Genomic DNA, 23,824 nt, shown 5'->3' on the forward strand with positions numbered 1-23,824 from the left:
GGAAGGTCACGGTGCCGACACGCAATGGGTATCATTTTCGTTCCCCGGCTGGACCCCGGCCTTCGCCGGGGAAGGTGAGGGGGCAGCGCCTACAAGAACCCGACCAGCAGCGTCAGGTTCAACGCGATCACCACCGCCGCGATCGTCCACGCCGCGATCCGCAGCCACACCGGGCTGACCAGCGCGCCCATCTTGGCGCGGCTCGCGGTGAAGGCGACCAGCGGCACCACCGCGAACGGCAGTTGCAGGCTGAGGATCACCTGGCTCAGCACCAGCAGCCGCGTCGCGCCGACGTCGCCCGACATCGCGACGACGATCACCGCCGGCACGATCGCCAGCAGCCGTGTCGCCATCCGCCGCAGCCACACTGGCAAGCGCAGGTCGAGAAAACCCTCGGCGACGATCTGCCCGGCCAGCGTCCCCGTCACGGTCGAATTCTGCCCCGATGCGAGCAGCGCGACGGCGAACACCACGCTCGCCGCACCGGCGCCGAGCACCGGGGTGAGCAGCTTATAGGCGTCGCCGATCTCGGCAATGTCGCTGTGCCCGCTGCGGTGGAAGGCGGCGGCGGCGAGGATCAGGATCGCCGCGTTGATGAACAGCGCGAAGCTCAGCGCGATATTGCTGTCGATCGTCGCATGACGCAACGCGTCGCGCCGCCCGGCATCGTCCTCGCCGCTCGCCCGCGTCTGGACGATCGCGCTGTGCAAATAGAGATTGTGCGGCATCACCGTCGCGCCAAGGATGCCGATCGCGATGTACAGCATCGCCGGATCGGTGACGATCCGTGCCTGCGGGATCAGCCCCTGTGCGATGCCCGCCAGGTCGGGCCGCGCGACCCATAATTCATAGGCGAAGCAGCCCGCGATCACCACCAGCAGTACGATGATGAACGCCTCGAGCTTGCGGAAGCCGAAGCGTTGCAGCCCGAGGATCAGCAGCACGTCGAACCCCGTCAGGCACACGCCCGCGACCAGCGACAGCCCGAACAGCAGGTTGAGCGCGATCGCCGTGCCGAGCACCTCGGCAAGGTCGCAGGCGATGATCGCGATCTCGCACAGCACCCAGAGGATGATCGTGACCGGCCGCGGATACCAGGCGCGGCACGCCTGGGCGAGGTCGCGTCCGGTGCCGATGCCGAGCCGCGCGGCGAGCGACTGCAGCACCATCGCCATGATGTTCGACAGCAGGATGACCGAGAGCAGGGCGTAACCATAGCCCGATCCGCCGGCGAGGTCGGTCGCCCAGTTGCCTGGGTCCATATAGCCGACCGCGACCATATAGCCGGGGCCGGAAAAGGCCGCGAGCTTGGCCCAGAAACGCCCGCGACCCAGCGGCACCGCGACGCTGCGATAGCTTTCGGCCAGCGAAGGACGCGGAACCGACGCCATCGCGATCAGCGCGTCCCCAGCGCGCGGCCGGCCACCGCGTCGAGCCGCGCCAGCACCGCCGGGTCGCGCGCCTCGGGCGCGGTGATCAGCGCATGGTCGAGTACGGTATCGAGCGGCGAGGGCGCACGCACCGCCGGCGGCGCGGCGACGAAGGCGGCGACCGTGCGGCGGGCGATTTCGCCATTGGCATGCATCTGCGCGATCACCTCGCTCACCTCGACAGGCGCGCCCTCGTCGCGCCAGCAATCATAATCGGTGACCATACCGATCAGCGCGTAGGGAAGTTCCGCCTCGCGCGCGAGCTTCGCCTCGGGCATCGCCGTCATGCCGATCACATCGGCACCCCAGCTACGATAGAGCAGGCTTTCGGCGCGGCTGGAAAATTGCGGACCTTCCATCGCCAGATAGGTCGCCCCCTGCGTGACCGAACCTCCCGCTGCGCGGACGGCATCGGCGGCGATGCCCGACAGCCGCGCGCAGACCGGCTCGGCCATCGAGACATGTGCCACCATGCCGCTGCCGAAAAAGCTCGCCGGGCGCGCCACGGTACGGTCGATGAACTGGTCGACGACGACGAAATGCCCCGGGGGCAGCTCCTCGCGCAGCGACCCGATCGACGAGATGGCGAGAATGTCGCTGCATCCGGCACGTTTGAGCACATCTATGTTGGCGCGGAAGTTGATTTCCGACGGCGATATGCGATGACCGCGCCCGTGCCGGGGGAGAAATACCAGGTCGACATCGCCCAGCGATCCGCACAACACGGCGTCGGAGGGCTCGCCCCATGGCGTCGCGATATGGCGCCATTCGGGGCGCTCGAGCGTAACTATCGCATAGAGCCCCGAGCCGCCGATAATGCCGATCGTCCACCTGTCCTTCATTGCTGAGCCTCCAAGCACACGCCTCGCCAATCTCCATCGCCCGAACCCACCAGGATAAACCGTTGATGCGAATCGCAGCTGCCGCCCTGCTCTTGCTTCTCTTTGCCGTACCCGCGCAAGCCGCCGCGCCGATCATCGGGCGCTGGATCACCAAGGACGCCAAGGCGCTGGTCGAAATCGCGCCGTGCGGCGCATCGATGTGCGGCCATATCATCAGGATCCTGTCGGGGGTGAAGAACCCGCCGACGACCGATATCCACAACCCCGACCATGCCCAGCGCCAGCGCCCGCTGGTCGGCCTGCCGGTGATCTTCAATCTCGCCGAGCGCGGCGACAAGTGGCAGGGCAAGCTCTACAGCCCGGAAGACGGCCTCTTCGTCAAGGGCACGCTGTCGCGCAACGCCGATGGGACGCTCGCGGTGCATGGTTGCGCCTATCTCTTCATCTGCCGCGACCAGGTGTGGCGCCGTGCGCCGTAACGCATTTCACTAAGTTGCAAATCGCTCTACGGTCGTCGGCTGACGACAAGGGGCGGACATGATGCGCAAGATGATGACGGGTTTCGCGGCGGTGGCGGTGATGGCGGCGGCGGGTGCGCATGCCGCGCCGGCGGGTCATCCCCAGGCCGAGGCGCAGGCGCTCGAACTGGCGAAGCAGGCGATCGCGCTGCGCTCGGTGCGCGGCCCCGGCAACCAGACGCCGCAGGTCGCCGCGCTCTACAAGGCCGCGCTCGTCGCCGGCGGCTTCGCCGATGGCGATGTCGAGATCACCCCGGTCGACGACACCGCGTATCTCATCGCGCGCTGGCATGGGTCGGACCCCAAGCTCAAGCCGCTGGTCATCTCGGGCCATATGGATGTGGTCGAGGCCAAGCCCGCCGACTGGCAGCGCGACCCGTTCACCCCCGTGGTCGAGAACGGCTATCTTTACGGCCGCGGCGCGACCGACATGAAGCTCGACGGCACGATGGCGATCGCCGCGCTGATCGAGCTGCGCCGCTCGGGCTACAAGCCGCGCCGCGACATCGTCATCGAATTTTCGGGTGACGAGGAAACGGTGATGAAGACCTCGGGAATGATCGCCGACAAGCTCGCCAATGCTGATCTCGTGCTCAACATCGATGGCGGCGGCGGCACCTTCGACGAGAAGACCGGCGCGGCGCTCTATTTCACCTGGCAGGGCGCCGAGAAGACCTATGCCGATTTCGAGCTGAGCGTCACCAATCCCGGCGGCCACAGCTCGGCGCCGCGCCCGGTCAACGCGATCAACCAGCTTTCCGCCGCGCTCGTCCGCATCGGCCAATATCAGTTCAAGCCCGAAGTCAGCGAGCTGACCCGCGCCTATTTCGCCCAAGCCGCCAACTATGGCGATCCGGCGATCGGCGCGGCGATGAAGGCCTTTGCCGCCGACCCGACCGACAAGACGGCGATTGCCACGCTCACTGCCAATCCCGCGACCGTCGGCAAGATCGGCACGACCTGCGTGGTGACGATGGTCAATGGCGGGCATGCGCTCAACGCGCTGCCGCAGCGCGCCACCGCCAACATCAACTGCCGCATCTTCCCCGGCCACAAGCTGCCCGAGATCATGGAAGAGCTGCAACGCGTCGCCGCCGACCCGGCGGTCAAGATCAGGGATGTCACCGAAGGCTCGCTGCCGTCGGACGCCTCGCCGATGCGCCCCGACTTCATCGCCGCCGTGACCAAGGCAATGGGCAAGATCCGCCCCGGCGTGCCCATCTTCCCGAGCATGGCATCGGGCGCCAGCGACAGCATGTATTTCCGCAACAAGAACATCCCGAGCTATGGCGCCAGCCCGACCTTCAGCAAGGATTCGGACGATTTCAGCCACGGCCTGAACGAGCGCACCGCCGTCTCCAACATCGCGCCGGCGATCACCTATTATCTGTCGCTTTTCACGGACCTGTCGAAATAGGCCGCGACGCGCGGCGTGGACTATGATTCGACCGAGGCAGCGCTGTTCCGGCCCGAGAGCCGGCCGGCGCTGCCGGTCGATGCAAGCTGGAGCGTGGACGCGCGCTGCGCCGAACTCGCCCGGCTCGCTTATGTCCGCGCCGAAAGCGACCCGGCGGCCGAGGCCGAGCTACGCATCGCGCTGGCGGCGGCCGGTTACGGCGACATACAGTTGTTCTTCGTGCCCCGCACCAGCGGCAAGCCCGGGCCGGGCCTCTATGCATTTGGCGCGCGCGACGCTGCCGGGCGCCGCTTCGTCGCCTTTCGCGGCACCCAGGCCGACGACCGTGGCGATCTGATCGACGACGCGCAGTTCCTGCCGCGACCCTGGCCGGGCGTCGGCCGCGTCCATCGCGGCTTCTGGCGCGCCTATGACAGCCTGCGCGCCCCGATCGACGGCTGGCTCGCGGCGCAGCCTGCGGGTCCGCTGATTGTCACGGGTCACAGCCTTGGTGCGGCGATGGCGACCTTGATGGCCGGGCTCCATCCCGATGCAGAACTCGTCACTTTCGGCTCGCCGCGCGTCGGCGGCCGCGCTTTCGCGCACGCCTTCGCCGGTCGCGCGGTGCGGCGCTATGTCGGCTGCTATGATTTCGTCACCAACCTGCCGCCACCGATCTGGTTTCGACACGTCGCCAAGATGCACTATGTTGATCGCCACGGCACGGTACACTCGCCGCCGCCCGGCCTGCTCGGCCGGATGGTCGACCGGCTCATCGGCGACCTCGCCTATCTCCACCGATCCGGGCCACGGCGCGGCCATGTCTGGCTGCGCACCGGGGCGGACCACGCCCCGATCAACTATGTCGCGGCGGTGCTGGGGAAGCGGGTCGGGCCGTGAGGGCGCCAACTGACAATATTATCCAACACTGACGCGCGCGAAACTCGCGGCAATCCGCCCGTGCTGCCGGCGCCCATACGCCGACTTATGTCACCCGTCCCGGGCCGCTCAGATCACCTCGATCTTGTAATGATGCCAGGCGAAGATCGCCGCCGCGCCGCGGTGCGGGCGCCACGCTTCGGCAAGCTCGCGGGTCAGCTTTTCCGACGGGCGCGCCTCGTGGCCGAGGATGCGACCGATTTCGATCTGCACCGCGAGGTCGCCGGCGGGCCAGATGTCGGCGCGACCTTCGGCGAACAGCAGGTAGATCTCCGCCGACCAGCGCCCGATGCCCTTGATGCTGACCAGCGCGGCGATCGCGTCCTCGTCGTCTGCGGGCAACTGATCGAGGTCGAGCCGGCCGCTCGTCACTTCCTCGGCAAGGCTGCGGGCGTAGCTCGCCTTTTGCCGCGACAGCCCCGCCTCGCGCAGCTGCTCGTCGCTCGCCCGCGCGATGTTGCCGGGGTCGGTGAGCGGGCCGACAATGCCCTCCAGCTTGCGCCACACGCTCTCGGCGGCCTTGGTGCTGACCTGCTGGCCAACGATCGTGCGCAGCAGCGTGGCATAACCGCGCTCGCGGATGCGCGGTTCGGGATAGCCGGCGCGCGTCAGCGCCGTGGCGAAGGCCGGTTCGCGTGCCGCAAGGTCGTCGAGCGCGGTGCGCAGTTGATCGGCGCTCAGGCCCATGTGGAGATTCCTTGATTCATGCCGCGCCGGACGGCATGGCGGCCGCGACAATGTAGGAGCAATTTGATGCCGAAGCTTATCGTCGTGACCCGCGATGGGGAAGAACGCGAGATCATGGGCGAGGTGGGCCTTTCGGTGATGGAAGTGATCCGCGACGCCGGAATCGACGAGGTGCTCGCTTTGTGCGGCGGCTGCTGCTCGTGCGCCACCTGCCATGTCCATGTCGCTCCGGAATTTGCGGCCAAACTGCGGAAAATGAGCGAGGACGAGAACGACCTGCTCGATTCGACCAGCGACCGCGACGAATATTCGCGCCTGTCGTGCCAGATCGCGTTCAGCGACGCGCTGGACGGCATGAAGGTGACGGTCGCCGCCGAGGATTGATTGTTGCTCCCTCTCCCCGGACGGGGAGAGGGTTGCGCAGACTTGGTCCGCGTCCTTCACGCGGGCATAGTCGGAGCTGGGAGAGGGGTGTGCGGCGCACTTGCGCCGCGCGGTCCTGCGGACCGCTCAACCCCTCTCCCAACCTCCGCTAGGCAGCAAGCTGCCAAGCTGCGGTATCCCTCTCCCCTGTCCAGGGGCGAGGGAAACAAGGCTCACTTCAACCTTAACACCGCCGTCGGCGCATCCTTGGTCAGCGGGGTTGCCTTCCACACGATCGTCTTGCGGCCCGGCGTGCCGGCGGTCGTGCCGTCCTCATTGTTCTGGCTGACGATTTCGGCGTCGGTGTCGAGCGTGAAGACGCCGTCGAGTTTGCTGGTCTGCTGGCCTGCGCCGGGCACGTTCTTGGTGCTGCTGTCATTGGCGAAGCCCGGCGCCTTGACGCGAACCGTGCCGTTGGCGCGCAGCTCGACGATGACGAACGGGAACACCGCCTCGGCATCGAGATTATAGGGGAAGACGAAGGCGTGATCGAGCGTGCCCGACACGGCATAGTCGATCTGGAATTTGCCGTCGCCGACATAGCTCACCTTGCGGTAGCCCGCTTCCTTCGACAGCGCCGCGGCGATCTCGCGGTTGCGCGCGTCGGTCGCCGCCTTCTTGGCCGCAGAATCGTCCTTGCCTTCCTGCTGCAGCGCGGCGGGGCGCACGGTCGGGCTGTCGGTGCCGTCGTCGCTGCTCGGGTCGGTCTTGTCGGCGGGCGTGTCGCCCAGGCCCTTCATCTCGTCGCCCATGTCGATGGCATAGACCTCACCGACATAGCTGAAGCTGAAATGATGATCGGCGTCGATCTCCAGCACGGAGACGAACTTGCCCGGTGCAAGCACGCAACTGGCGAGCGCGAAAGGCAGCAACAGCGCCATCGCCGCCTTGAACAACCGACCCATCGCGCTACCCCCGGCCATCAGCCCCGAATCGACACCGCATAGAGCGCGATCGCCGCCGCATTCGACACGTTCAGGCTCTCCACCTTAGGCGAGATCGGCAGGCGCGCAAGCTGGTCGCAATGCTCGGCGGTGTTGTGGCGCAGGCCTTCGCCCTCGGCGCCTAGCACCAGCGCGATGCGCGCCTCGCCGATCGCCTCGGCCAGCGTCTGCTGCGTGTCGCCGGCCAGGCCGATGCGCCAGAAACCGGCCTCGGCGATCTCCTCGAGCGCGCGGGCGAGATTGACCACGCGCACCCAGGGCACGAGTTCGAGCGCGCCCGAGGCAGAGCGCGCGATCGTGCCGGATTCGGGCGGAGCATGGCGGTCCTGCGTGACGATGCCGAGCGCATCGAACGCAGCGGCCGAGCGCAGGATCGCGCCGACATTGTGCGGGTCGGTGACCTGGTCGAGCACGACCAGCGAGCGCTTGTCGCCGGCACCCTGTTCGAGCAGGTCGCCGAGCCACACATCCTCGAGCGGATCGACCTCGGCGACGAGGCCCTGGTGCGGCGCGTCGGACGGCACCAGCCGCGCGAGGTCGGTGACATCGGCGAAGGTGATCGGGATCACCGGCGGGATGTCGAGCCCCGCCAGCGCCTCGCGCGTCGCCCACAGCTTGCGCACGACGCGCTCGGGATTGGCCAGCGCTGCCGTGACGGCGTGGCGACCCCAGAAGCGCGGGCGGCCGGCCTGGGATTGAGATGGGCGGTGTCCGCGGCGGGCCATTAAAAGGGTGACCTTTCGAAGCTTCCAGTTCCTCCCCGGCACGGGGAGGGGGACCAGCGAAGCTGGTGGAGGGGCTTGGAGCGCGGTGCACCGGAAACGCGCGCCAAGCCCCTCCACCACGCGCTGAAGAAGCGCGCGTGTTCAAGTGAGATCATGTTCCCCGAACATGATCTTGGCTTGCCGGGGGCAAGCCAAAGCTTGAACACCCTCCCCGTGCCGGGGAGGAGCTTAAGGGCGCTGCTATTCATCGTCGTCGCTGTACGCATAGGGATCGGTTACCACGGGTTGGGTCGGGAGCGGCGGGCGCGGCAGGGCGCGCTCGGCATTGGCCGCATTGACCAGGAAGGATGCCAGGATGATCGACGCCTGGCGCATGTCGGCACCTTTCAGATGGTCGAAGGTGTCGATCGAGGTGTGGTGCACCCGGCTGTCATAGTCCAGCGGGTCCTGGATGAACTGGAAGCCGGGCACGCCGACTGCCTGCATGAAGACGTGGTCGGTGCCGCCGGTCTTGCGGATCACGACGTTGCTTGCGCCCATCGCGGCGAACGGCGCGAGCCATTCGCGGAAGATCGGCACCACCGCCTGGTTGTTCTCGACATAGATGCCGCGCACCTTGCCCGAACCGTTGTCGAGATTGAAATAGGCGGCGAGATCGCCCCAGCCGGGACGCGGGGTGATCGGCCAGCGGTTCGACCAGCCCATGTAAAGCGCAAGCCCGGTCTGCTTGGGGTCATTGGGGTTGCCGCGCGTCGCGAGGTGGTTCTCGACATAAGCGAGGCTGCCGAGCAGGCCCTGCTCCTCGCCGGCCCATAAAGCGAAGCGGATCGTGCGTTTCGGCCGCACGCCCGTAGCGGCGATGATCCGCGCCGCCTCCATCACCATCGCGCTACCGGCGCCATTGTCGGCCGCGCCGTCGCCGGCGACCCAGCTGTCGAGATGCGCGCCGGCCATGACATAACCCGCCTTGGGGTCGGTGCCGGGGATTTCGGCGATGATGTCATAGGCGCGGGTGTCGCTGTCGTCGTATCGCACGACGGTATCGATCTCGACCGTCGGCGCGGTGCCCGATTTGGCGAGTCGGGCGAGGCGGCGATAATCCTCCGCCGCGATCTCGACCCCCGGTACACTCGGCGTGTCGCCGACGCCGAACAGATAACCCTCGCCATGCACCAGCTTGCCGTCGGAGCGCGACTGCGTGGCATAGGCCAGCGCACCCTCGGCCTTGAGGAAGGCGTCGAACTTCTTGGCGAAGTCGAGCCGCTTGACGCGGCGATCGGCGGCGGCGGGGTCGTAGGTTGGCTGCTGATACTGGTCGAGCTTGCCGAGATCGTCGGCGCTATAGCGCTTGAACGCGCCCTCGCCGGGCTCCGAGCCGGTGTCGGGCAGCGTGACCATGACGATCTTGCCCTTCAGCTGGCCGCGCCATTTGTCGAAATCGCGCTCGCGCTTGATCGGCGCGACGATCACCGGCGCGGAGATCGTGCCGCCGGTCGACGGCGTCCAGGCGATCGGGATCGCGGTCAGCTGGATCGGGCGCGGCGACACCATGCGCACGCTCGACCGCTCGATCGACCAGCCGCGGCCGAAGTCGAAGCCTTCGCGGTGCACCGCCTTCAGGCCCCATTCGCCGAACTTCGCCATCGTCCAGGCTTCCGCCTGGCGCATCTGCGGCGAGTTGGTCAGGCGCGGGCCGATCACGTCGGCGAGGTGCTCGGCGATCGGCATCACCTGGCTTCGGGTCGTGCCCTCATCGATGATGCGGTTGACCTGGTTGCGGTCGACCGACTGGCCAAACGCCGGGACGGCGAGCGCGACAAGGGCAGCAGAAGCGAGCAGCAGACGGCGCATGGAGGGTCCTCCCGGGGGACGGCGTGGCGTTGTCCCTGCGCTATTCGTGCGCGCGGCGCGGCGCAAGCCGTTGACACGCGGCCCCCCGCTCGGCATGGGACCGCCTCGCTTTTTTGGCGGCTCATCTGGACAGGTGGCCGAGTGGTTAAAGGCAGCAGACTGTAAATCTGCCCGTGCAAGCGTACGCTGGTTCGAATCCAGCCCTGTCCACCAACTCTAAGTTACCGAAATATCGGGACTTCTTCGGATGCGCGCGGCTCAATGTTTGGGTTGCCCCATTTCCGTTGAGTTCCGCCGATTTCCGCAGTTTTCCGCCAATTGTCCAGCGCTCTCGGCGTGTCCTAGGTACATGCCGCGTACACGATCGTACATGTTTGCGTGTCAGGGACTCCGCGTGGCTCCGCACGGCGGCGATTGAGTCGCAGTGCCTTTGCTGACGGACGATCCCGACGCTTGGACCCGAAGAAGCAATAGGTGTACGCAAGGCTGCGGCGGGAGGCGTGCGATGAAACTGGTCGATCTGACGTTGCTGATTTTGGAGTTGAGCGCCCTGATCGACAGCGGTGCCCACGAAGGCACGACAATCGACGATGTCGAGCAGCACATCGCTGACGGTGACCTTTTTCCATGGCTTGCCCAACGCTTCTCCCGCCTCGACCTCAGCCTGCATCGCGGCCGCAGCGATCGCGAGATTAACGATGGCCTGAATGATATCCTCGGCGGGTACGCGGGCCAGGAGCGCAGAAAGTGGGGCATCGAGAACAACGGGATTTGCCTCCTGCTCTCCTGGACGAACGAGCTCATACAGCAGCGCAAGTTCATCGATTGAAGCCGCGCTGGCAGCCGACGATAGGCACTCGGAAGTCGGCCGGCTGAGACGTGCCTCTCTACAAGAGGTTATCGCAGCTGTTCGGGCGCTTGATTGCCGACCCGTCCGCCGGCAGCCCGAACTGAATGGCGACGAGGTGGTCAAGCTGCCGCTTCGCCCACAGCAGGTTCGCTCCCTCCCTCACGCCGAACTCGCCAAATCTGTTTCGGAAGGTTGTCGGCGACACGCCCATGTAAGCGGCGGCGACTGGGGCCGTCATGCGCGCTGGCCAGTTGGGAAGATTCGCGAGACGGTCGAGCGCGGACATCCCTCGGGAATAGGCATTATGGGTACCCCTGAAAAGCCGGCCCGATCGCACCGGGCCGGGAAGGGTTGTAAGACACCCCGCAACCGAGCCATGTCTCGCGACGGCCGGATCAAGGATTACGGGCGGAATTTGTAGGCCCGAACTATGCTCACACCTTGCCAGTGTCAGGCTTCAGGATCGCAATCGTGCCGCCGCCGAGGCGGACAAGCTCTTCCTCCCATATCTGCCGGTGAAATTCGGCCAAGTTGTCCACGACGGGGTCGCCAGTTGGAACCGCGCTATCAAACCGCTCGAGCATACCGAGTGCGGTGACGAGCTCGGCCGACCGGAAATAGCGCGCGGCGGGGAATGGGATGATCTCGGCCATCACCGCACCTCCCCGCGGCGCAACCGCGCCATGTCCTCGCGAACGATCTCCATCGGATGCCGCTTCAACCACGCATGGTTATCGAGCGATTCCTCCTTGATCATGGCAATCTTGAACACCGCCGCCTCGACGTCTGGCGCCGGCGTCAGTGCCAGCAGGATCGCCGCCTTGTCGGCCGGGATGATATAGTCGCGATAATGCGCGTCGCTGGCCGCGTACTCGGCTTCACATATCGCTTCGCACTGCTTGCCCGCGACCGGATGCGCCACGGCGCGCGCCCAAGTGCCGTGATCGGCTTCCATTTGATACCGCGCCGCCGCGCCTACCTCACATGCTTCCGCCAACAGCCCGAATTTGTCGTCGGCGTCCGCCAGCGCCTTCAGGATGGTGTAGCACTTGAGGCGACGGTCCCATTTCGCACGCTCGGGCAGGACGGGCGCTGCGGCAGCGGCGGTGACCGTCGCGGCGAGCATGGCGCGACGTGTCGCGGCGGCCATCAGTTGTCCTCCCCGCGCGGGCGAAAACTGCGATAGCCGCCTTCCGTCTTGAAGATCAGCGCTGGCACATAATCAGGCGGCACGTCCTTCGCGAAAAAGAAGATGCCGGTAGAGAACGACGATGGTGACATTCCGGCGTCGATCGCTCGCTGCGCCGCCAGTCTGCCGTTCGGGTGGAGGACCTCCATGGCATCCAGGAACTTCTCGGCGTGCGTCTGGGCGCGCGATACATGCGCGGCGGCCGGCGCCGCGATGACGGGCGCGAGGGCTATTGCGCCGAGTATGCTGCGACGTGAGGGGGTGCCGGGCGAATTCGTCCTGAAGGTCTGCATGTTTTGTACTCTCGGTTTTGGCCTTCCACAGCCAATTCCAGGTGACGGACCTGGTGCCGGGAGGTGGAAGTCGGCCGAGAGACCGCTCGAGCGTTTTCCCCCAAAAGGGGTATTGTATGGCGCCCGCTCCCGACATAAGGTGTCGGTGAGCAAAGGACGCCAATCCTCGCTCTTACATTTCGGCAATTATCCCGCGCCAACGGGACGAGTGCCTATCTCGGTCCGGGCTTCCACACCCACTGGGCAACATGCCCCCATCCAGAATCAAGCGCAAGTCATCCCTTCCCGGGGAGGCTTCCGCGCGCCCTTGCCCTCCTCGAGCGCCAGCCCGATATGGTGGACTATCGTAGGGGATATGATGATGGGTGAGGCGAAACGAGGGCGGCTCAATGAAGAACCGATCGTCTGGCACCATACCAGCACGTTGCGCACCAACCTCATCTGGATGTCTGGCGTCATCCAGCTTGAGGGTGCGTCGGAGTCAGTCTTCCACCCCAAGCTCGGCAGGATCAATTCGGATGTTCTGATCCGTCGGGCGATGAAAGATTTCCCGCCGCTCGCGTGGTTCACGACGCGGATCGATGTCCCGCGGTGTTTGGTCCAGGCGGTCTTCTACGGCGTGCATAAAGAGACGGGTGAGCGGATCGATATCGATTTTCCGGAGGGCATGTCGCACGTGATCGCGCTGAACCGCGTGGCGTTGGGTTTCCTCCCGTCCGACATTGCGGTCACGTACTGGCCTGAACACGCTGGCTATCACACTGCCGAGGGCGCAGCGCTCAATCAATCCGCGGTCGACGCGGGCGACGATCCTGCAGATTGGTGGGTCGCCGACGAGCCGGTCGACGTGATGGCGGTGAAGGCCTTTCGATCATCCAAGAGCGTGATGAGCCCGAAAATGGAACGTCACGATGAGTATATCCCCGACATCCACAAGATGGTCAGCATGTGTCGCGATACGCCCGGCGCGGTGATCCCGCCGAGCTGGCTGACGATCGCTCAGGCCACTGAGCTAGCGCGACGTATGGATCTGCCGATCGCAGGCTAGCGCCGCCGCATCGCCTGATGACGTTGCGCTTCCTCATGCGCCTCGACCGCCTCCCGAGTGATCCGATAGAGTTGACCGCCCAGCTTGAAGTGCGGAAGCTCGCCTGACTTCATCAGGGTGTAGACTGACCCGGTGCTTACCCCCCACCGCGCCGCTAGCATCTTCACGGAAAATACCGGTGGTGTCGGGGCTGGTTCCGGCGCGACCGTGTCCTCAATTTTGCTTGCGTCGGGCGCCGGCTCGACCGCATCCGTCGCTCCTTTGGTAAGGAAGCTCAAGTCGCCGCCGCGCGCCTCTATGCGCGCAGCCGCTACAGCGAAGCGCTCGCGTGCGACGGCCTGTAGCAGCGCCGCATATGCACCTGACACCACGAACCAATCGAGATCTTCGGGTGAGAGCTGAAGCGTTCCGCCTTGCTCATGCTTGCGTGTAATGCGGCCGTACAGTGCATCGAGTGGATGCGGCGAAAAGCTGATGTAGCGCTTTGATTCGTCGGGTCTCATCGGTCGCTTATGGCTCAGTCGCTGGCGCGCGGTATAGTGAGACAGTCAACATGGAGTGAAAATGACTGTCATCGCACAATGGCCGCGCATGATGCGCCGCTCGACCGCCGCCGTCTACTGCGGCTTGGCCCCTGCGAAGTTCGTCCAAGAGGTTGCGATCGGCCGATTGCCCGCCCCGGTCAAGCTCGGCGGCCAGGATCGTTGGGACCGCAAGGCCATAGATGAGGGCCTAGATCAAATTGCCGGTTTGCCGAATGACTGGCGGAGAGACCAACCAAGCTTGTCTCAAGGTGATCGCCGAACTGAGGCGGAGCGCGCCTTTGATCGGCTTGAACACCTGCTCTAGCTACCGCCTTGCGATGCTATCGCCGTCGCGAAAGAGCCTCCTCGTAGCGTCGCAAGATTTCGCGCTCGTTCCGGGTAATCACACGCCCGGCCAGCGATCGCCGGGGCGCTCGACCCAAAGCTGCCGCGGCTTCTTGGTCGGCAACCCATTGACGCAAGCGCGCCTCATTATAGGTCCAGCGATGGCCGAGTTTCGCGGCGCCATGCACCTTGCCGCAGCTCGATAGAGATTGAAGCGATCGACGCGACAGGCCGGTAATGGCGCAAGCGATGTCGATGGTGACTCGCTCGCGCGGGGGCTCGTCAGCGGCGCTCAGCACTTCTTGAATCGCCCCTTCGCATCACGGCATCGCGTCACCGTAGGCTTAGCGGCGGCAGCGGGCGGACACTTCATGAACTTGCCATGCGTGTCCTTGCAGCGAACGGTGGTGGGCTTGGCCGCCGGCGCGGGCTTCGACACCAACACGGCGCGCGGCGGGCATTTCACGAACTTCCCGTGGACGTCCTTGCACGGCGCGGCGGCGAGCGCAGGCGTGGCGAAAAAGATTGCGACCCCGGCCGCGAGCAACAGTTTCCGGTTCATCGTGCATCCCCTCGAGCCGTTTAATCGGCGAGGGGATGCTATTCGCTCGTGAGCGTCCGTCCAATGACAAAATATTCAGATTAGCCCGAGCGAGCAGGGACCGGGCGATCGCGCGTTGAGGTCGCGAAAGCCAGCCCCTGCTCCCGCAACAATAGCTCGAGAGGGATCATCGTTGCGGCGCCGCACTGGTAGAAGCCAGCGCGGCCGTCCAACCTTAAGCGATTGATCTGCCGTGCCAAGACGTTTTCGGTTCGAGCCCATGGGTGCTGCGGTGCATGATTGCCTAAGGAGACGACCGGACATCTGTGACGAGGTACGGGGAGTCTGTCATGCACCGCAACGGCGCGATGATATGCCGCCGGCTGATGCGCGCAAGCGACTTTCGGGCCTATCTGTGCCGGCATCATCGCCGATGTGTCCGGATCAAGCACGATGGACTGAAGCGCTCGCGATCGAGTGCGAGTATGGCGATGACGCATCACGCTACATCGCCGAATTGATTGGTCGCGCTCGCTCTTCACGGAATCTTGCAGGCGTGGCCAGCCCGTGACAAACCCGGCCCAACCAGCCGGGCTTGTTCGTCACCCCGCGAGCGGACCAGTCGTCGTGGTCACGGTCGTGACCGTCTTGGTCTCACCGACCCTATGGCCGCCCGCGTCATCGATCGTAATCGTGAGGCGGATGAGGTCTACCGCGCTCCGCAATTCATCCGCGAGGATCTCGCCAAGAATCTTGCGGGCCTCTTTGTGCGCCGCCTCCAGATTTGGCAGTATGGTCCCATGCTCATCTGTGAGCGACGACGTGTCGTGTACGACATGGAAGAAGAATCTTGGCACCGCCGTGTTATAGAAATTGCAGCGGATCGGTCGTTAACCCGGTTTGCATACCGATGTTGGGTCACACACGTATACAGATCCCAGAACGAGTGGGGTGCTGCAAGCCAGTGAAGACAGCAATTATCATCGCCTCAGGCGCCGCAATTGGCGCGGTGGTCGGATTGGCATTTCACAGCCCGGCGATCGGCGTGGTATTAGGTGCGGTGGACGGCGCGGCTCTTGCGACCCTCGTCCGGATGAGGCCGCGATGAGTGCGAGCATGAGCAGTGTCCCGACGCCGGCCGAGTTGACCGACATCCTGGTCGCCATAATCGTTGGCGCGGCGGGCGGCAGTGATGCGCGGTGGCGCGAGGTCACCGGTCCCGTGGAGAAATTGCCCGTAGCTAAAAATGTGAGGTCGAACTGGGCGGTGCATCCGTCGGGCGGCGCGGAGGAGCTCGACACAATCGCCAAGGCGGTCGAGATCGCGCGCGCGACTTATCCCTATGTGGCAGGCTGATCGGTAGCGTTGCGCCAAACAAAACTGCCCAGCTTGCGAGTCGCGACGCCCCCCTCAAGTTGGCGTCGAAGGGAAGAGGGGTCAAGTCGCTAGTGCTTGATCGACATCGGGTATCATTCCAACGCGACACAAAAAAAGCCCCAGCCGTCAGGCCGGGGCGAGTTGGGGTTCCATGGTCCGATAGTAACGCGCCAGTCTTTCATTGGTTCAATTCGGACGCACGCGCAGGTCTCGCTGCTCGCGTATCAGTCTCGAAATCAGTTCCTTGCGTCGCACGATCGTACCAGATTAGCATAGGCATGTCGCAGCGCCTTAGCCTCCCGCATAGGCGCTGCGGCAACCCGGCTTGGTGGGGATGCGCATTTTGGGGACGATGGTCGAGCGCGTCGCGCGCTTCCTCTGCGAACGTGAGGGCCGCGAACCTGACGAGCTATGCCACGGTGAGGGCAAGGCGGCCGGCGAAACATGGGTCGGGTGGCAGGCGTTCGCCAGCGATGCCGACGAACTGTTGAGAGCGATGCGCTCCCCGACCACATGGATGATCGCGGAATGCGGCGATCTACCCGTCTCAATACAGGAAGCGTGGCCGCGCCTAATCGACGCTGCGCGAAGCGATCCCGGCGAGGCTATATGAGGCCGCCGCCGATCGATGCCGGCTCCCGTGACGCATGTCAGCGCCTGAAAGAACTTGCGCCAGCGCGCCCGACGTCGCTCGCGGCGCTGTCGCGCATGATCGGCCAGCCCGATCGGTACCTCAACCAATTCGTTCGCGATGGCCGGCTTGATCGTTTTGTCAGTGCATGGGCGGCGTCTCCTTGCCCTATTCCCGCGCTTGCCGGAGCCTAAGCTGGGCGCGGTGGTGGAGGATTGATGAAGACGACCAGCCACACACCTCTGTCGGATAACGAGCGCACATGGATGCGATGCTGGGCGACATGCTCGGTATGCGGGAGATGCGGGAGCGGCTGTTGGTCGATAGTCGATGGCCAGCGATTCAGAACGCCCCGCAACCACACGGGCACCGATGGCAGCCCGTGCCCCGGCAATCTTCTACCGGCGATCGCCACCAAACCCGACTGGAAATAAGGAAAACCATCTGCTGAACGCAAAACGCCGGAGACCCGAAGGTCCCCGGCGCTGAATAACTCGGAGATTGTCGCTATCTTGCCGGCGTTGGCAATATGGTCACCCCGTCTCGGCCACGTCGATCGCCGCGTCGAGACGGTCGAGCGCCGACAGCGCGGACGCTTCGACCTCGGCGAACTTCGTCTTGAGCGCTGCCTGATCGGTCGGGTGCGTGAACAGCCCGGTGACGATGTGCACCAGGCTCTCGGCCGACTTGATCGTGGCGGAATTGCCGGTCAGCGAGCCGATGGCGTCCAGCGCCTGGGTGAGGGTCGGTAGGTTCGTCACGATTGTCCTTTCGCCATGGCACGGATGTCGTCGATCGCGCTTTGGGCATTGGCCACCGCTGCGGCGATCGTCTCGGCATTGCCCGACCCATAGGCCGAGTGGACCGCAGCCACGGCGAGCCGCGCCTTGCGGCTCAACTCGCGCAACGCGGGAAGCTGCGATGGCTTGATGACGTGCGCGTTTACCGCGAGTGTCGCCAGATCGGCCGCTGCCTCAATCGCCGAATCGAAGCCGATGGCGGCATTCTCGTCGAGCGTCGTCTTGTTGGCGACGGTCACCGGCGCGGGCAACGCGCCGGGCGCGGCGAACATCCCAGGCAGGGAGCAGGCAGATAGGGCCGCGAGCGCCAGGAATGGCGCGAGCATTCGATATCGCATGGTGATGTCTTTCATTATTGACCCGGGGGAGCGGCAACCGGCACCGGGGTCGCGGTGGCCGGAGCATGCGGTGCAGGTGCGACAGCATCGGCAGGCGCATCGGGCGCCGCGTCTGGTGCCGGCACTGCGGCGGTGACGTTCACATCGCCGCTATCGGTGATGCCGACTGGATTGCGCACTGACGGCAGGCGCAGGAGACCGATCAGGCCGCCGGTGACCGTGCCGAGGCCGTAGACCTCGATGTGCCCAGCCACGCCCGGCGAGATGCCTCCGGCGACGATCGCGATGGTGAAGACGATCACCAGCGCGGCGAGTGTGGCGAGGTAGGCGATGAGCTGTTCGCGGTTGCTGGTCATTTGAAAAAACTCCAGTCGATCGGCGTCCCCGCGACGCCGGGTTGATGCCCCATCATCCCACGCGCCCGCGGATCGAAGCTGACGTGGACGGTGCCGCGCCCGCTTTCGAGGATGAGCTGGTCGATCTTGATCTTTCCGGCCTTCATCGCCGCGGCGATCAGACGGGCGGTGGCGAGCGGTGTCTGCCCGGGCACGTCGATGTCCGCCGCGAATCCGAGCGGGTGGGCGCTGGTCGGCGTGCCCCCGACCATCTTGTTGACGGCCGGGCAGCGATAGGCGTCATGGACGTTGACCGGCACGTTGCCGACGATCTCGCGGACCTGTTCGAGGCCGGGCGCGAGAAAGGCGGTCATGTTGGCGCGGTGCGCCGGGAGCGGCGTGTTGGCGATGTGGTGCGCGTCCGCCGTGTCGCTGCGCGTCAATTCCTCAAGCGTGAAGTGGCGCGAAAGCTGCGTCGTCATCGTCGGGTTTCCTTCTGATTGAGCGGCCGCGCGGTAGATCCAGGCGAGCGCGATCACGCCCGCGTCGAGATCATCGAGCGGCTCGTCGGTGATTTTGTCCATGGCGCCCCCGCACCGGCTCTATTCGGAGCTTTTCCCGATCGCGCGGATCTCCATTTCCTTTTCGGAGAGCGCCGCTTGCATCTGCTGGCGTAGCGCGGCCGGGCCATAGAGCAGCAGCATCGTCTCGAGCTGCTTCACCCGGTCGCGCAATTCCCTGAGTTCTTCATCACACCGCCGTCGTTCGTCGGCGAGCTGCGCCTTCATGTCCTTCAGGCGCGGTTCGAAGAACATGCGCCAGATCGTGGCGCCGATGCCCATCCAGAACACCGTCGCGGCGCCCCATGACGCCATGATCACTCCGGCGAGTGCGCCACCGGAAAGCCCGGGCACATGTGGCGCGCTCATCCGATGTTCTTCACCAGCGCGAGGTTCTGCGCTGCTACCTGATAGCAGCCGTTCGCATAGTGGATCGTATCGGTGTAGCGGCGTACGATGCCGTCGCGATCGCCTGCAGCACGCCAGTATCCGGAGCCGCTCGGCCCGACCTTCACGAACCAACCGCTGATGTCGGTCACTTTGGCGAGCGTGCCGTCGCCCTGGGTGAGGTTCATCCCCGCATAGGTCGCGAACGTGACCCCCGCGACGATCGACGCGTTCTTTGGGCCCGGCGCGCCGAGCGGCCAGCCGGTGTCCGGATCGACCGAGACGCCGGTCGCGGTGACATAGATACCGCTCGCCTCGCGCCCCGAGAACTGCGTGATTTGCTTCTGCGCGAGAATCATCCAGTTGCGACGCGCGCGCCATGCAGGGCCGTAACTCTGGCCCATCTGGCCATCCTGCCCGTCACGCGGGCCACATGTCGCGGTATAGACGACGATCTTGCAGCTTGGTGCAGCCGCGCGAACGGACGTGATGATCGTCTCGACCGTCGCCGCATAGGCGGTCGCGCTGATCTGCGCACCGCTGTCCGTGGCCGCCGCGCCCACATCGACCTGGCCACCTTCGATGAAAAAGTAGCTCGGCGCCGTCTGTGAGGTGCTCGACAGGTAATAGGCATAGTCGAACTGGCTAGTTCCCGGATTATAGAACGGGTTGGTCGCGCCGCTGCGATAGGTCGCGGTGAGGAACTGGCCAAGCGACTGCCCACTCTCCGCGTCGAACTTGATCGGCGTCGTTCCTTGCGTTCCCATGAGCGTGATGGTCGTCACGCCGTCGGCCGCCGACTGGGCAAGAAGCTGCGTCAGCATGCCGCCATTGGCGACGAGGCTGTCACCGATGAAGTGGCACTTGCGCGTCGCCGCTGTGGCGCTCGCAGCGCAGACGACGAACGACGTTGATACCTGGCTGGAGAAGATATCGCCGCGATAGGCCGCGATCGTCAGCGGGAACGTGCCGGCCGAGGTCGGCGTGAGCGTCACGCGCTCCTGTTGCGGGCCGTCGTTCGTGGTCGGTGCGGAAAAGCCCAATATCGTCTTGATGTTCGCCGTGCGCAGCGGGCGCTGCATGAAGTTGTCGTAGTAGATATTCACTTGCTGATTGACGATCGCATAGACCTTGGGCGGGCAAGCGATGATCAAAGGCGGCTCATCGGTGAAGCTGGCGACCTGAGCTGCAAATGCCGGCGAGGCGACATAGACCTCGGTCGGCGTGGTAAGCATAACCTGCCGCAATGCACATGGCTGATCGCCCGTCGACCAGCCATTCGTGCGCGGGTTCGTCGCCGCGAACTGATAGGCAAGCCCGCTGTTATAGGTGCTGTCGCGCGCCGCCATAACACCTTGAGAATTGTAGATGCCGATCGCCGGGGTTTTCGCTGCCGTTACGCCGTAATAGGCGATAAAGTAGCGCGTCCCGAGCATCGCTTGCGTCACGGTGACCGGCAGGCCCGTCGCGGGGCTGTAGAGCAGGATATGCTCCGTCCCGAGGGTTCCAGATGACGGATCGACGTCGATATAACCCTCGGCGATCAGCGAACCATCCGTCGCCGGGTTCTCGCTCGCGCCAGCCGAACGCACCATAGCATAGATGCGTGAGGGTGGGCTGTAGCCGCTGCCGGTGAACCATTGCAGGCCAAGCGGTAGCTGCACCGCGTTGAACGGGTTCGTGCTGGACGATGCAGTGCAAACTGCACCGTAGCCGCCCGTCGTCGCCGACAGCGCCAGCGACACCGAAGTGGTGTCCACCGTCACCGTGCGGGTGCCCGATTGCGTGATATCGACACGCTTCAAGGCAATGTTGTTCTTGCCGAGCGACTGCGCTTCGAGGCGCTGCATGCGGCCCATTGCATCGGGGATCGGGCGCGCATCGACCGGGCGGGCGGGGACGGTTCCGCGATGCGACCAAATCGAGCGAACGATAAGGTCGTCTGTGGTTTGGAAGGTAAGATCGAGCCGCGCGCCCTTTGCAGGGACGGTCAGGTTGACGGCTGGATTATAGGCAGCGCCGGCCGTGCCTGGCGTGACCGCCGACAGCAACGTAACGGTGCTGCCAACATAGGTGCCGTCGCGTTGGCGCCACTGTCCGGTAACCGAGACGGCCGCCGTGCCACTCTGCTGCAGTTCCATGCCGAAGCGGAACACGTCCCCGGTAATGAGACCGAGGTTGTCCATCAACGCGGCTGCGTAGAGGGTGAAGTTCGACGACGGCTTGCGCGCCTGCTGGCAGTCCGAATACGGATTGGTGCCCGTCGGTGCTTCGAAGATCCATCCGGATTCGAACAGGAAATAGCTGTCGAGCGAGTTCAGATAGCCTGAGGCCGTTGTTTCGGTGAAACGCGGGTCTGCGATCAGGTTCTTGCGGCCAAGACCATCGACGACATAGTTCGCGCCGCCGCCAAGGCCGGTGAGCGTGGCGACCGCCGCCGCCCCGGCCGTGTTGACTGCCGCCACGCCGGTCGTCTGCGCGCCACCGATCGCGGTGAGCGCGGTCGCCTCGGCGTTGGTGACCGCCGTGACGGCGCCGCCGACGGTACCGGCAGCGGTTTCAGCGCGGCGGGCTGCCGCCAGTGCGGCGCGCGCGTCGGGGCCGATGAACTGGATTTCGAGGTCGGTCACGAATTTACGCTCCCTTGGATGAAGAGGTTGCCGGTCAGGATCGTCTCTTCGAGCGGCGTGGCCGGTGCGACGAGTCCGGTGGGCGGTGTCCATTGCAGGTCATAGGCGAACAGCGCAGCGCCGCCCGGAACCGCCGCCGGATAGGCCGCGAACGCCGCCATGAAGGCAGTCTTGGTCATCTGTAGCTGAAGCGTGCTGTACGGCGTGCCATCGGCATCGGTCGCGACGTCGATTACTGCGATGCCACTGCCGTTGGTCAGGGTCATCAGCGCGCTGCTCGGCACATCGCGAGCGAGTTTGACCGCGAAAGAGAGCGCGACCCCGGTCAGGTCAGCACCGAAGAATGCGATCTGCAAATCAAATGGATCCGCGCGGAAAGCATAGATATCCGCCCCTTGAGCTACGTTCATGTGAGTGACCTTTCGGTGAGAATAGGAATCACGCGCCGTAGGTCACGCGCACGAGGTAGCTTTCGAGCGTGATCGTCTCGCCGGTGTTGGTGAGCTGCCCAGTAAAATCGATGTTGACCGAGGCCGTGGTATCGACCGCCGACGTCGTATTGGCGTTCGCGCCGCCATTGCCGACACCGGCCGTGGCAATGGCCTGGAAACCGACCTGCGAGTTGGTCGCGTTCCGGTTCGCGATCCGTGTCACCGCATTCGCGCTCAACGTCGCTGTCACCGGGGAATTGTAATAGGCCGTCCCGCCGAATTTCACGCGCAGCGTCTTGGTGTTGGCACTGTTGGTGGTCGACCACAGGGTCATGATCTCGACCTGCCCGTTCGGCCCGATCGCGTTCGCGGGGATCGTGCAGGTGACCAGCGTCGTCTCGATCACCGTGCCGGTGACCGATGCCGCCACCGCGGACTTGCACGGCACCGATGACGACGAGATCGCTGCCGCCGTCAGCGTCGTGGCGCCCGCCGCTGTGACTAGCCCCTTGGCATTGACGGTGAAGTTGGGGATCGAGGTGCCCGAGCCGAACGATCCGATGTTGGCATTGACCGTCGCCAGCGTCGCCGTGCTGCCGACGTTTGCCGAGCCGTCGACACCGGTAAGCGTCCATGAGACATCGCCGGTCATCGACAGATTGCGCGCGGTCGCCCATTTGGTCGACGTGCCAGCGTTGCCGGTGATCGCCGTCTGGTCGCCGCTATTCGTCCCCGCCAGGCCGAGGTCAGCCTTGATCGTCGCGAGCGTCTGCACTTCGGGCGCGCCGCCGCCCGCAGTCTTGCGGTAGACGACCGAGCCCGTCGCCATGTTCGCCTGCTTGGCGAGCGTGACGGCGCCGCTGGCGATGGTCGCAGCGAACGAGCCTGTTCCTGTTCCCGTCACATCGCCGGTCAATGCGATCGTCTGATCGCCCGTGTTGGTGCCGGACAGATTGGACCCTGCGACGGTCCCCGTGGCTGCAACGCTCGACGGCGTGATGGCACCCAGGGTGAGCGTGATGGCCGGCGTCGTCGTCGAGGTCGCCACGGTGCCTGAGACGCCATTGGCAGTGGCAACTGATACGCTGGTGACGGTGCCGGAACCTCCGCCACCCGTCGCGGCAAGTGTACCCGCGCTGAAGGTCAGGTTCGTGCCGATCGTCACCGGCGACCATGCGTTCGCGGCCGAGCGGTAATAGATCGTGTTCGTGCCCGTGAGCGCCGCGATGGCGTCGAGGTCGGCGTCCCACGCCTGGACGTTGGCGCCGATCGCGAGGCCAAGGCTGGTGCGCGCCGCGCTTGCCGACGTCGCAGCCGTACCGCCCTCGGTGAGCGGCAGTGCGGTCGTCAGGCCGGTCAGCGAGGTGATGTCACCGTTCGCGCCCGATGCCGCTGCACCAAGCGTCGTCCGCGCCGTCGACGCGCTCGACGCATTGACCACCGACCGCCCGAACGACGGGCAGCTGTAGGTCGCAACCGCTGTGGAACTGGTGAAATAGAAGCAGGTGTCCGCCGACGGCGACAGCCCGGCGATCGCGACCAGCTTCGCGTCGAGGCTGGCATTGGCATAGGTCGCGATCTGCGCAGCCGAAACGCGCACATCGAGGCACGGCGTGGTGTGGGTCAGGCAGCCGCTGCCCTGGATACCGCGCAGCTGCTCGGTACCGCCGAGCGTCGTCGCGGCCGGGATGTCGCTGATCTTCTGCGCCGGTGCGGCCTGTGGCGCGCACGCCAGCAGCCCGGCCGCGATCGTCGCGGCGAGCCAGGTCATCATTCGCATCGTCAAATCC

At 65.3% G+C, this 23,824-nt stretch carries 30 protein-coding genes and 1 tRNA gene; 11 read left to right on the plus strand and 20 right to left on the minus strand.

The window, feature by feature from the left end; genetic code table 11:
- Positions 1-89: 89 nt before the first annotated feature.
- Complete coding sequence (locus tag U1839_RS05925) at positions 90-1,391, minus strand: Nramp family divalent metal transporter (RefSeq protein WP_332802733.1); 1,302 nt, start codon at positions 1,389-1,391, stop codon at positions 90-92.
- A gap of 5 nt (positions 1,392-1,396) precedes the next feature.
- On the minus strand, positions 1,397-2,272 hold the full coding sequence (gene mtnP / locus U1839_RS05930; protein WP_332802734.1) for an S-methyl-5'-thioadenosine phosphorylase: 876 nt from the start codon (positions 2,270-2,272) through the stop codon (positions 1,397-1,399).
- Between the two features lie 65 nt (positions 2,273-2,337).
- Between mtnP and U1839_RS05935 the strand changes: the two genes are divergently transcribed.
- From U1839_RS05935 to U1839_RS05945, 3 genes are read left to right on the plus strand one after another with little or no spacing between them, the layout of a single operon-like run.
- Positions 2,338-2,751 carry a DUF2147 domain-containing protein gene (locus U1839_RS05935; RefSeq protein WP_332802735.1) on the plus strand — a complete coding sequence of 138 codons (414 nt, stop codon included), beginning with the start codon at positions 2,338-2,340 and terminating at the stop codon, positions 2,749-2,751.
- 58 nt (positions 2,752-2,809) lie between these two features.
- Positions 2,810-4,207: a M20/M25/M40 family metallo-hydrolase gene (locus U1839_RS05940; RefSeq protein WP_443030576.1), complete on the plus strand. Its 1,398-nt coding sequence runs from the start codon at positions 2,810-2,812 to the stop codon at positions 4,205-4,207.
- Positions 4,208-4,222: 15 nt separating this feature from the next.
- Entirely contained in the window at positions 4,223-5,086 is an 864-nt protein-coding gene (locus U1839_RS05945) for a lipase family protein (RefSeq protein ID WP_332802736.1), read from the plus strand.
- 108 nt (positions 5,087-5,194) lie between these two features.
- Here U1839_RS05945 and U1839_RS05950 read toward each other — a convergent pair whose 3' ends face one another.
- Complete coding sequence (locus U1839_RS05950; protein ID WP_332802737.1) at positions 5,195-5,812, minus strand: DNA-3-methyladenine glycosylase family protein; 618 nt, start codon at positions 5,810-5,812, stop codon at positions 5,195-5,197.
- Between the two features lie 66 nt (positions 5,813-5,878).
- On the opposite strand from U1839_RS05950, the gene U1839_RS05955 reads away from it, so the two are divergent.
- Positions 5,879-6,196, plus strand: a complete 318-nt coding sequence (locus U1839_RS05955; protein ID WP_332802738.1) for a 2Fe-2S iron-sulfur cluster-binding protein — start codon at positions 5,879-5,881, stop codon at positions 6,194-6,196.
- A 212-nt stretch (positions 6,197-6,408) separates the two neighbouring features.
- Here U1839_RS05955 and U1839_RS05960 read toward each other — a convergent pair whose 3' ends face one another.
- The 3 genes from U1839_RS05960 to U1839_RS05970 form a co-directional block, all read right to left on the minus strand.
- Positions 6,409-7,158, minus strand: coding sequence for a hypothetical protein (locus U1839_RS05960; protein WP_332802739.1), 750 nt, complete (start codon positions 7,156-7,158; stop codon positions 6,409-6,411).
- Positions 7,158-7,904 (minus strand): 23S rRNA (guanosine(2251)-2'-O)-methyltransferase RlmB, encoded by a 747-nt coding sequence (gene rlmB, locus U1839_RS05965; RefSeq protein ID WP_332802740.1) that lies wholly within the window; start codon positions 7,902-7,904, stop codon positions 7,158-7,160. Before rlmB ends, U1839_RS05960 begins: the two co-directional genes overlap by 1 nt.
- A gap of 240 nt (positions 7,905-8,144) precedes the next feature.
- Complete coding sequence (locus tag U1839_RS05970) at positions 8,145-9,755, minus strand: M20/M25/M40 family metallo-hydrolase (protein ID WP_332802741.1); 1,611 nt, start codon at positions 9,753-9,755, stop codon at positions 8,145-8,147.
- A gap of 127 nt (positions 9,756-9,882) precedes the next feature.
- On the opposite strand from U1839_RS05970, the gene U1839_RS05975 reads away from it, so the two are divergent.
- Positions 9,883-9,968: transfer RNA gene (locus U1839_RS05975), tRNA-Tyr, on the plus strand.
- Between the two features lie 292 nt (positions 9,969-10,260).
- The gene (locus U1839_RS05980; protein WP_332802742.1) at positions 10,261-10,584 is read left to right on the plus strand and encodes a hypothetical protein; all 324 of its coding nucleotides are present in this window, start codon (positions 10,261-10,263) and stop codon (positions 10,582-10,584) included.
- Between the two features lie 58 nt (positions 10,585-10,642).
- On the opposite strand, the gene U1839_RS05985 is transcribed toward U1839_RS05980, so the two are convergent.
- The 4 genes from U1839_RS05985 to U1839_RS06000 all read right to left on the minus strand — a co-directional run bounded on the left by U1839_RS05985 (position 10,643) and on the right by U1839_RS06000 (position 12,087).
- The gene (locus U1839_RS05985) at positions 10,643-10,891 is read right to left on the minus strand and encodes a hypothetical protein (protein ID WP_332802743.1); all 249 of its coding nucleotides are present in this window, start codon (positions 10,889-10,891) and stop codon (positions 10,643-10,645) included.
- 148 nt (positions 10,892-11,039) lie between these two features.
- Positions 11,040-11,258, minus strand: coding sequence for a hypothetical protein (locus U1839_RS05990; protein ID WP_332802744.1), 219 nt, complete (start codon positions 11,256-11,258; stop codon positions 11,040-11,042).
- Entirely contained in the window at positions 11,258-11,755 is a 498-nt protein-coding gene (locus U1839_RS05995) for a hypothetical protein (RefSeq protein ID WP_332802745.1), read from the minus strand. The genes U1839_RS05990 and U1839_RS05995 overlap by 1 nt, the downstream gene beginning before the upstream one ends.
- A complete protein-coding gene (locus tag U1839_RS06000; RefSeq protein WP_332802746.1) occupies positions 11,755-12,087 on the minus strand; it encodes a hypothetical protein in 333 nt (110 codons plus the stop codon). The genes U1839_RS05995 and U1839_RS06000 overlap by 1 nt, the downstream gene beginning before the upstream one ends.
- Positions 12,088-12,442: 355 nt before the next feature.
- Between U1839_RS06000 and U1839_RS06005 the strand changes: the two genes are divergently transcribed.
- Entirely contained in the window at positions 12,443-13,135 is a 693-nt protein-coding gene (locus tag U1839_RS06005; protein ID WP_332802747.1) for a hypothetical protein, read from the plus strand.
- Here the strand turns inward: U1839_RS06005 and U1839_RS06010 are convergent.
- On the minus strand, positions 13,132-13,638 hold the full coding sequence (locus U1839_RS06010; protein ID WP_332802748.1) for a helix-turn-helix domain-containing protein: 507 nt from the start codon (positions 13,636-13,638) through the stop codon (positions 13,132-13,134). The genes U1839_RS06005 and U1839_RS06010 overlap by 4 nt on opposite strands.
- A gap of 61 nt (positions 13,639-13,699) precedes the next feature.
- Here U1839_RS06010 and U1839_RS06015 point away from each other — a divergent pair, with 61 nt between their 5' ends.
- Both U1839_RS06015 and U1839_RS06020 read left to right on the plus strand, forming a co-directional pair.
- The gene (locus U1839_RS06015) at positions 13,700-13,984 is read left to right on the plus strand and encodes a hypothetical protein (RefSeq protein ID WP_332802749.1); all 285 of its coding nucleotides are present in this window, start codon (positions 13,700-13,702) and stop codon (positions 13,982-13,984) included.
- Between the two features lie 229 nt (positions 13,985-14,213).
- On the plus strand, positions 14,214-14,618 hold the full coding sequence (locus U1839_RS06020) for a hypothetical protein (RefSeq protein WP_332802750.1): 405 nt from the start codon (positions 14,214-14,216) through the stop codon (positions 14,616-14,618).
- Positions 14,619-15,147: 529 nt separating this feature from the next.
- On the opposite strand, the gene U1839_RS26785 is transcribed toward U1839_RS06020, so the two are convergent.
- Positions 15,148-15,402 (minus strand): DUF6894 family protein, encoded by a 255-nt coding sequence (locus U1839_RS26785; protein ID WP_443030577.1) that lies wholly within the window; start codon positions 15,400-15,402, stop codon positions 15,148-15,150.
- Positions 15,403-15,688: 286 nt separating this feature from the next.
- Between U1839_RS26785 and U1839_RS06025 the strand changes: the two genes are divergently transcribed.
- Complete coding sequence (locus U1839_RS06025) at positions 15,689-15,901, plus strand: hypothetical protein (RefSeq protein ID WP_332802751.1); 213 nt, start codon at positions 15,689-15,691, stop codon at positions 15,899-15,901.
- A gap of 373 nt (positions 15,902-16,274) precedes the next feature.
- The gene (locus U1839_RS06030) at positions 16,275-16,535 is read left to right on the plus strand and encodes a hypothetical protein (protein WP_332802752.1); all 261 of its coding nucleotides are present in this window, start codon (positions 16,275-16,277) and stop codon (positions 16,533-16,535) included.
- A gap of 551 nt (positions 16,536-17,086) precedes the next feature.
- On the opposite strand, the gene U1839_RS06035 is transcribed toward U1839_RS06030, so the two are convergent.
- From U1839_RS06035 to U1839_RS06070, 8 genes are all read right to left on the minus strand, one after another.
- Positions 17,087-17,314 (minus strand): hypothetical protein, encoded by a 228-nt coding sequence (locus U1839_RS06035; RefSeq protein ID WP_332802753.1) that lies wholly within the window; start codon positions 17,312-17,314, stop codon positions 17,087-17,089.
- Positions 17,311-17,625 (minus strand): hypothetical protein, encoded by a 315-nt coding sequence (locus U1839_RS06040; protein ID WP_332802754.1) that lies wholly within the window; start codon positions 17,623-17,625, stop codon positions 17,311-17,313. The genes U1839_RS06035 and U1839_RS06040 overlap by 4 nt, the downstream gene beginning before the upstream one ends.
- 80 nt (positions 17,626-17,705) lie before the next feature.
- The gene (locus U1839_RS06045) at positions 17,706-18,047 is read right to left on the minus strand and encodes a hypothetical protein (RefSeq protein WP_332802755.1); all 342 of its coding nucleotides are present in this window, start codon (positions 18,045-18,047) and stop codon (positions 17,706-17,708) included.
- The gene (locus U1839_RS06050; RefSeq protein WP_332802756.1) at positions 18,044-18,610 is read right to left on the minus strand and encodes a D-Ala-D-Ala carboxypeptidase family metallohydrolase; all 567 of its coding nucleotides are present in this window, start codon (positions 18,608-18,610) and stop codon (positions 18,044-18,046) included. The genes U1839_RS06045 and U1839_RS06050 overlap by 4 nt, the downstream gene beginning before the upstream one ends.
- Before the next feature lie 18 nt (positions 18,611-18,628).
- Positions 18,629-18,955: a vacuolar protein sorting family 37 protein gene (locus U1839_RS06055; protein WP_332802757.1), complete on the minus strand. Its 327-nt coding sequence runs from the start codon at positions 18,953-18,955 to the stop codon at positions 18,629-18,631.
- Positions 18,952-21,603 carry a hypothetical protein gene (locus U1839_RS06060; RefSeq protein ID WP_332802758.1) on the minus strand — a complete coding sequence of 884 codons (2,652 nt, stop codon included), beginning with the start codon at positions 21,601-21,603 and terminating at the stop codon, positions 18,952-18,954. Before U1839_RS06060 ends, U1839_RS06055 begins: the two co-directional genes overlap by 4 nt.
- The gene (locus U1839_RS06065; protein WP_332802759.1) at positions 21,600-21,959 is read right to left on the minus strand and encodes a hypothetical protein; all 360 of its coding nucleotides are present in this window, start codon (positions 21,957-21,959) and stop codon (positions 21,600-21,602) included. Before U1839_RS06065 ends, U1839_RS06060 begins: the two co-directional genes overlap by 4 nt.
- Before the next feature lie 82 nt (positions 21,960-22,041).
- Complete coding sequence (locus U1839_RS06070; protein ID WP_332802760.1) at positions 22,042-23,814, minus strand: hypothetical protein; 1,773 nt, start codon at positions 23,812-23,814, stop codon at positions 22,042-22,044.
- Positions 23,815-23,824: the final 10 nt, after the last annotated feature.

Source organism: Parasphingomonas halimpatiens, from assembly GCF_036663795.1.
In the GTDB taxonomy this organism is placed as follows: Bacteria; Pseudomonadota; Alphaproteobacteria; order Sphingomonadales; family Sphingomonadaceae; genus Sphingomonas.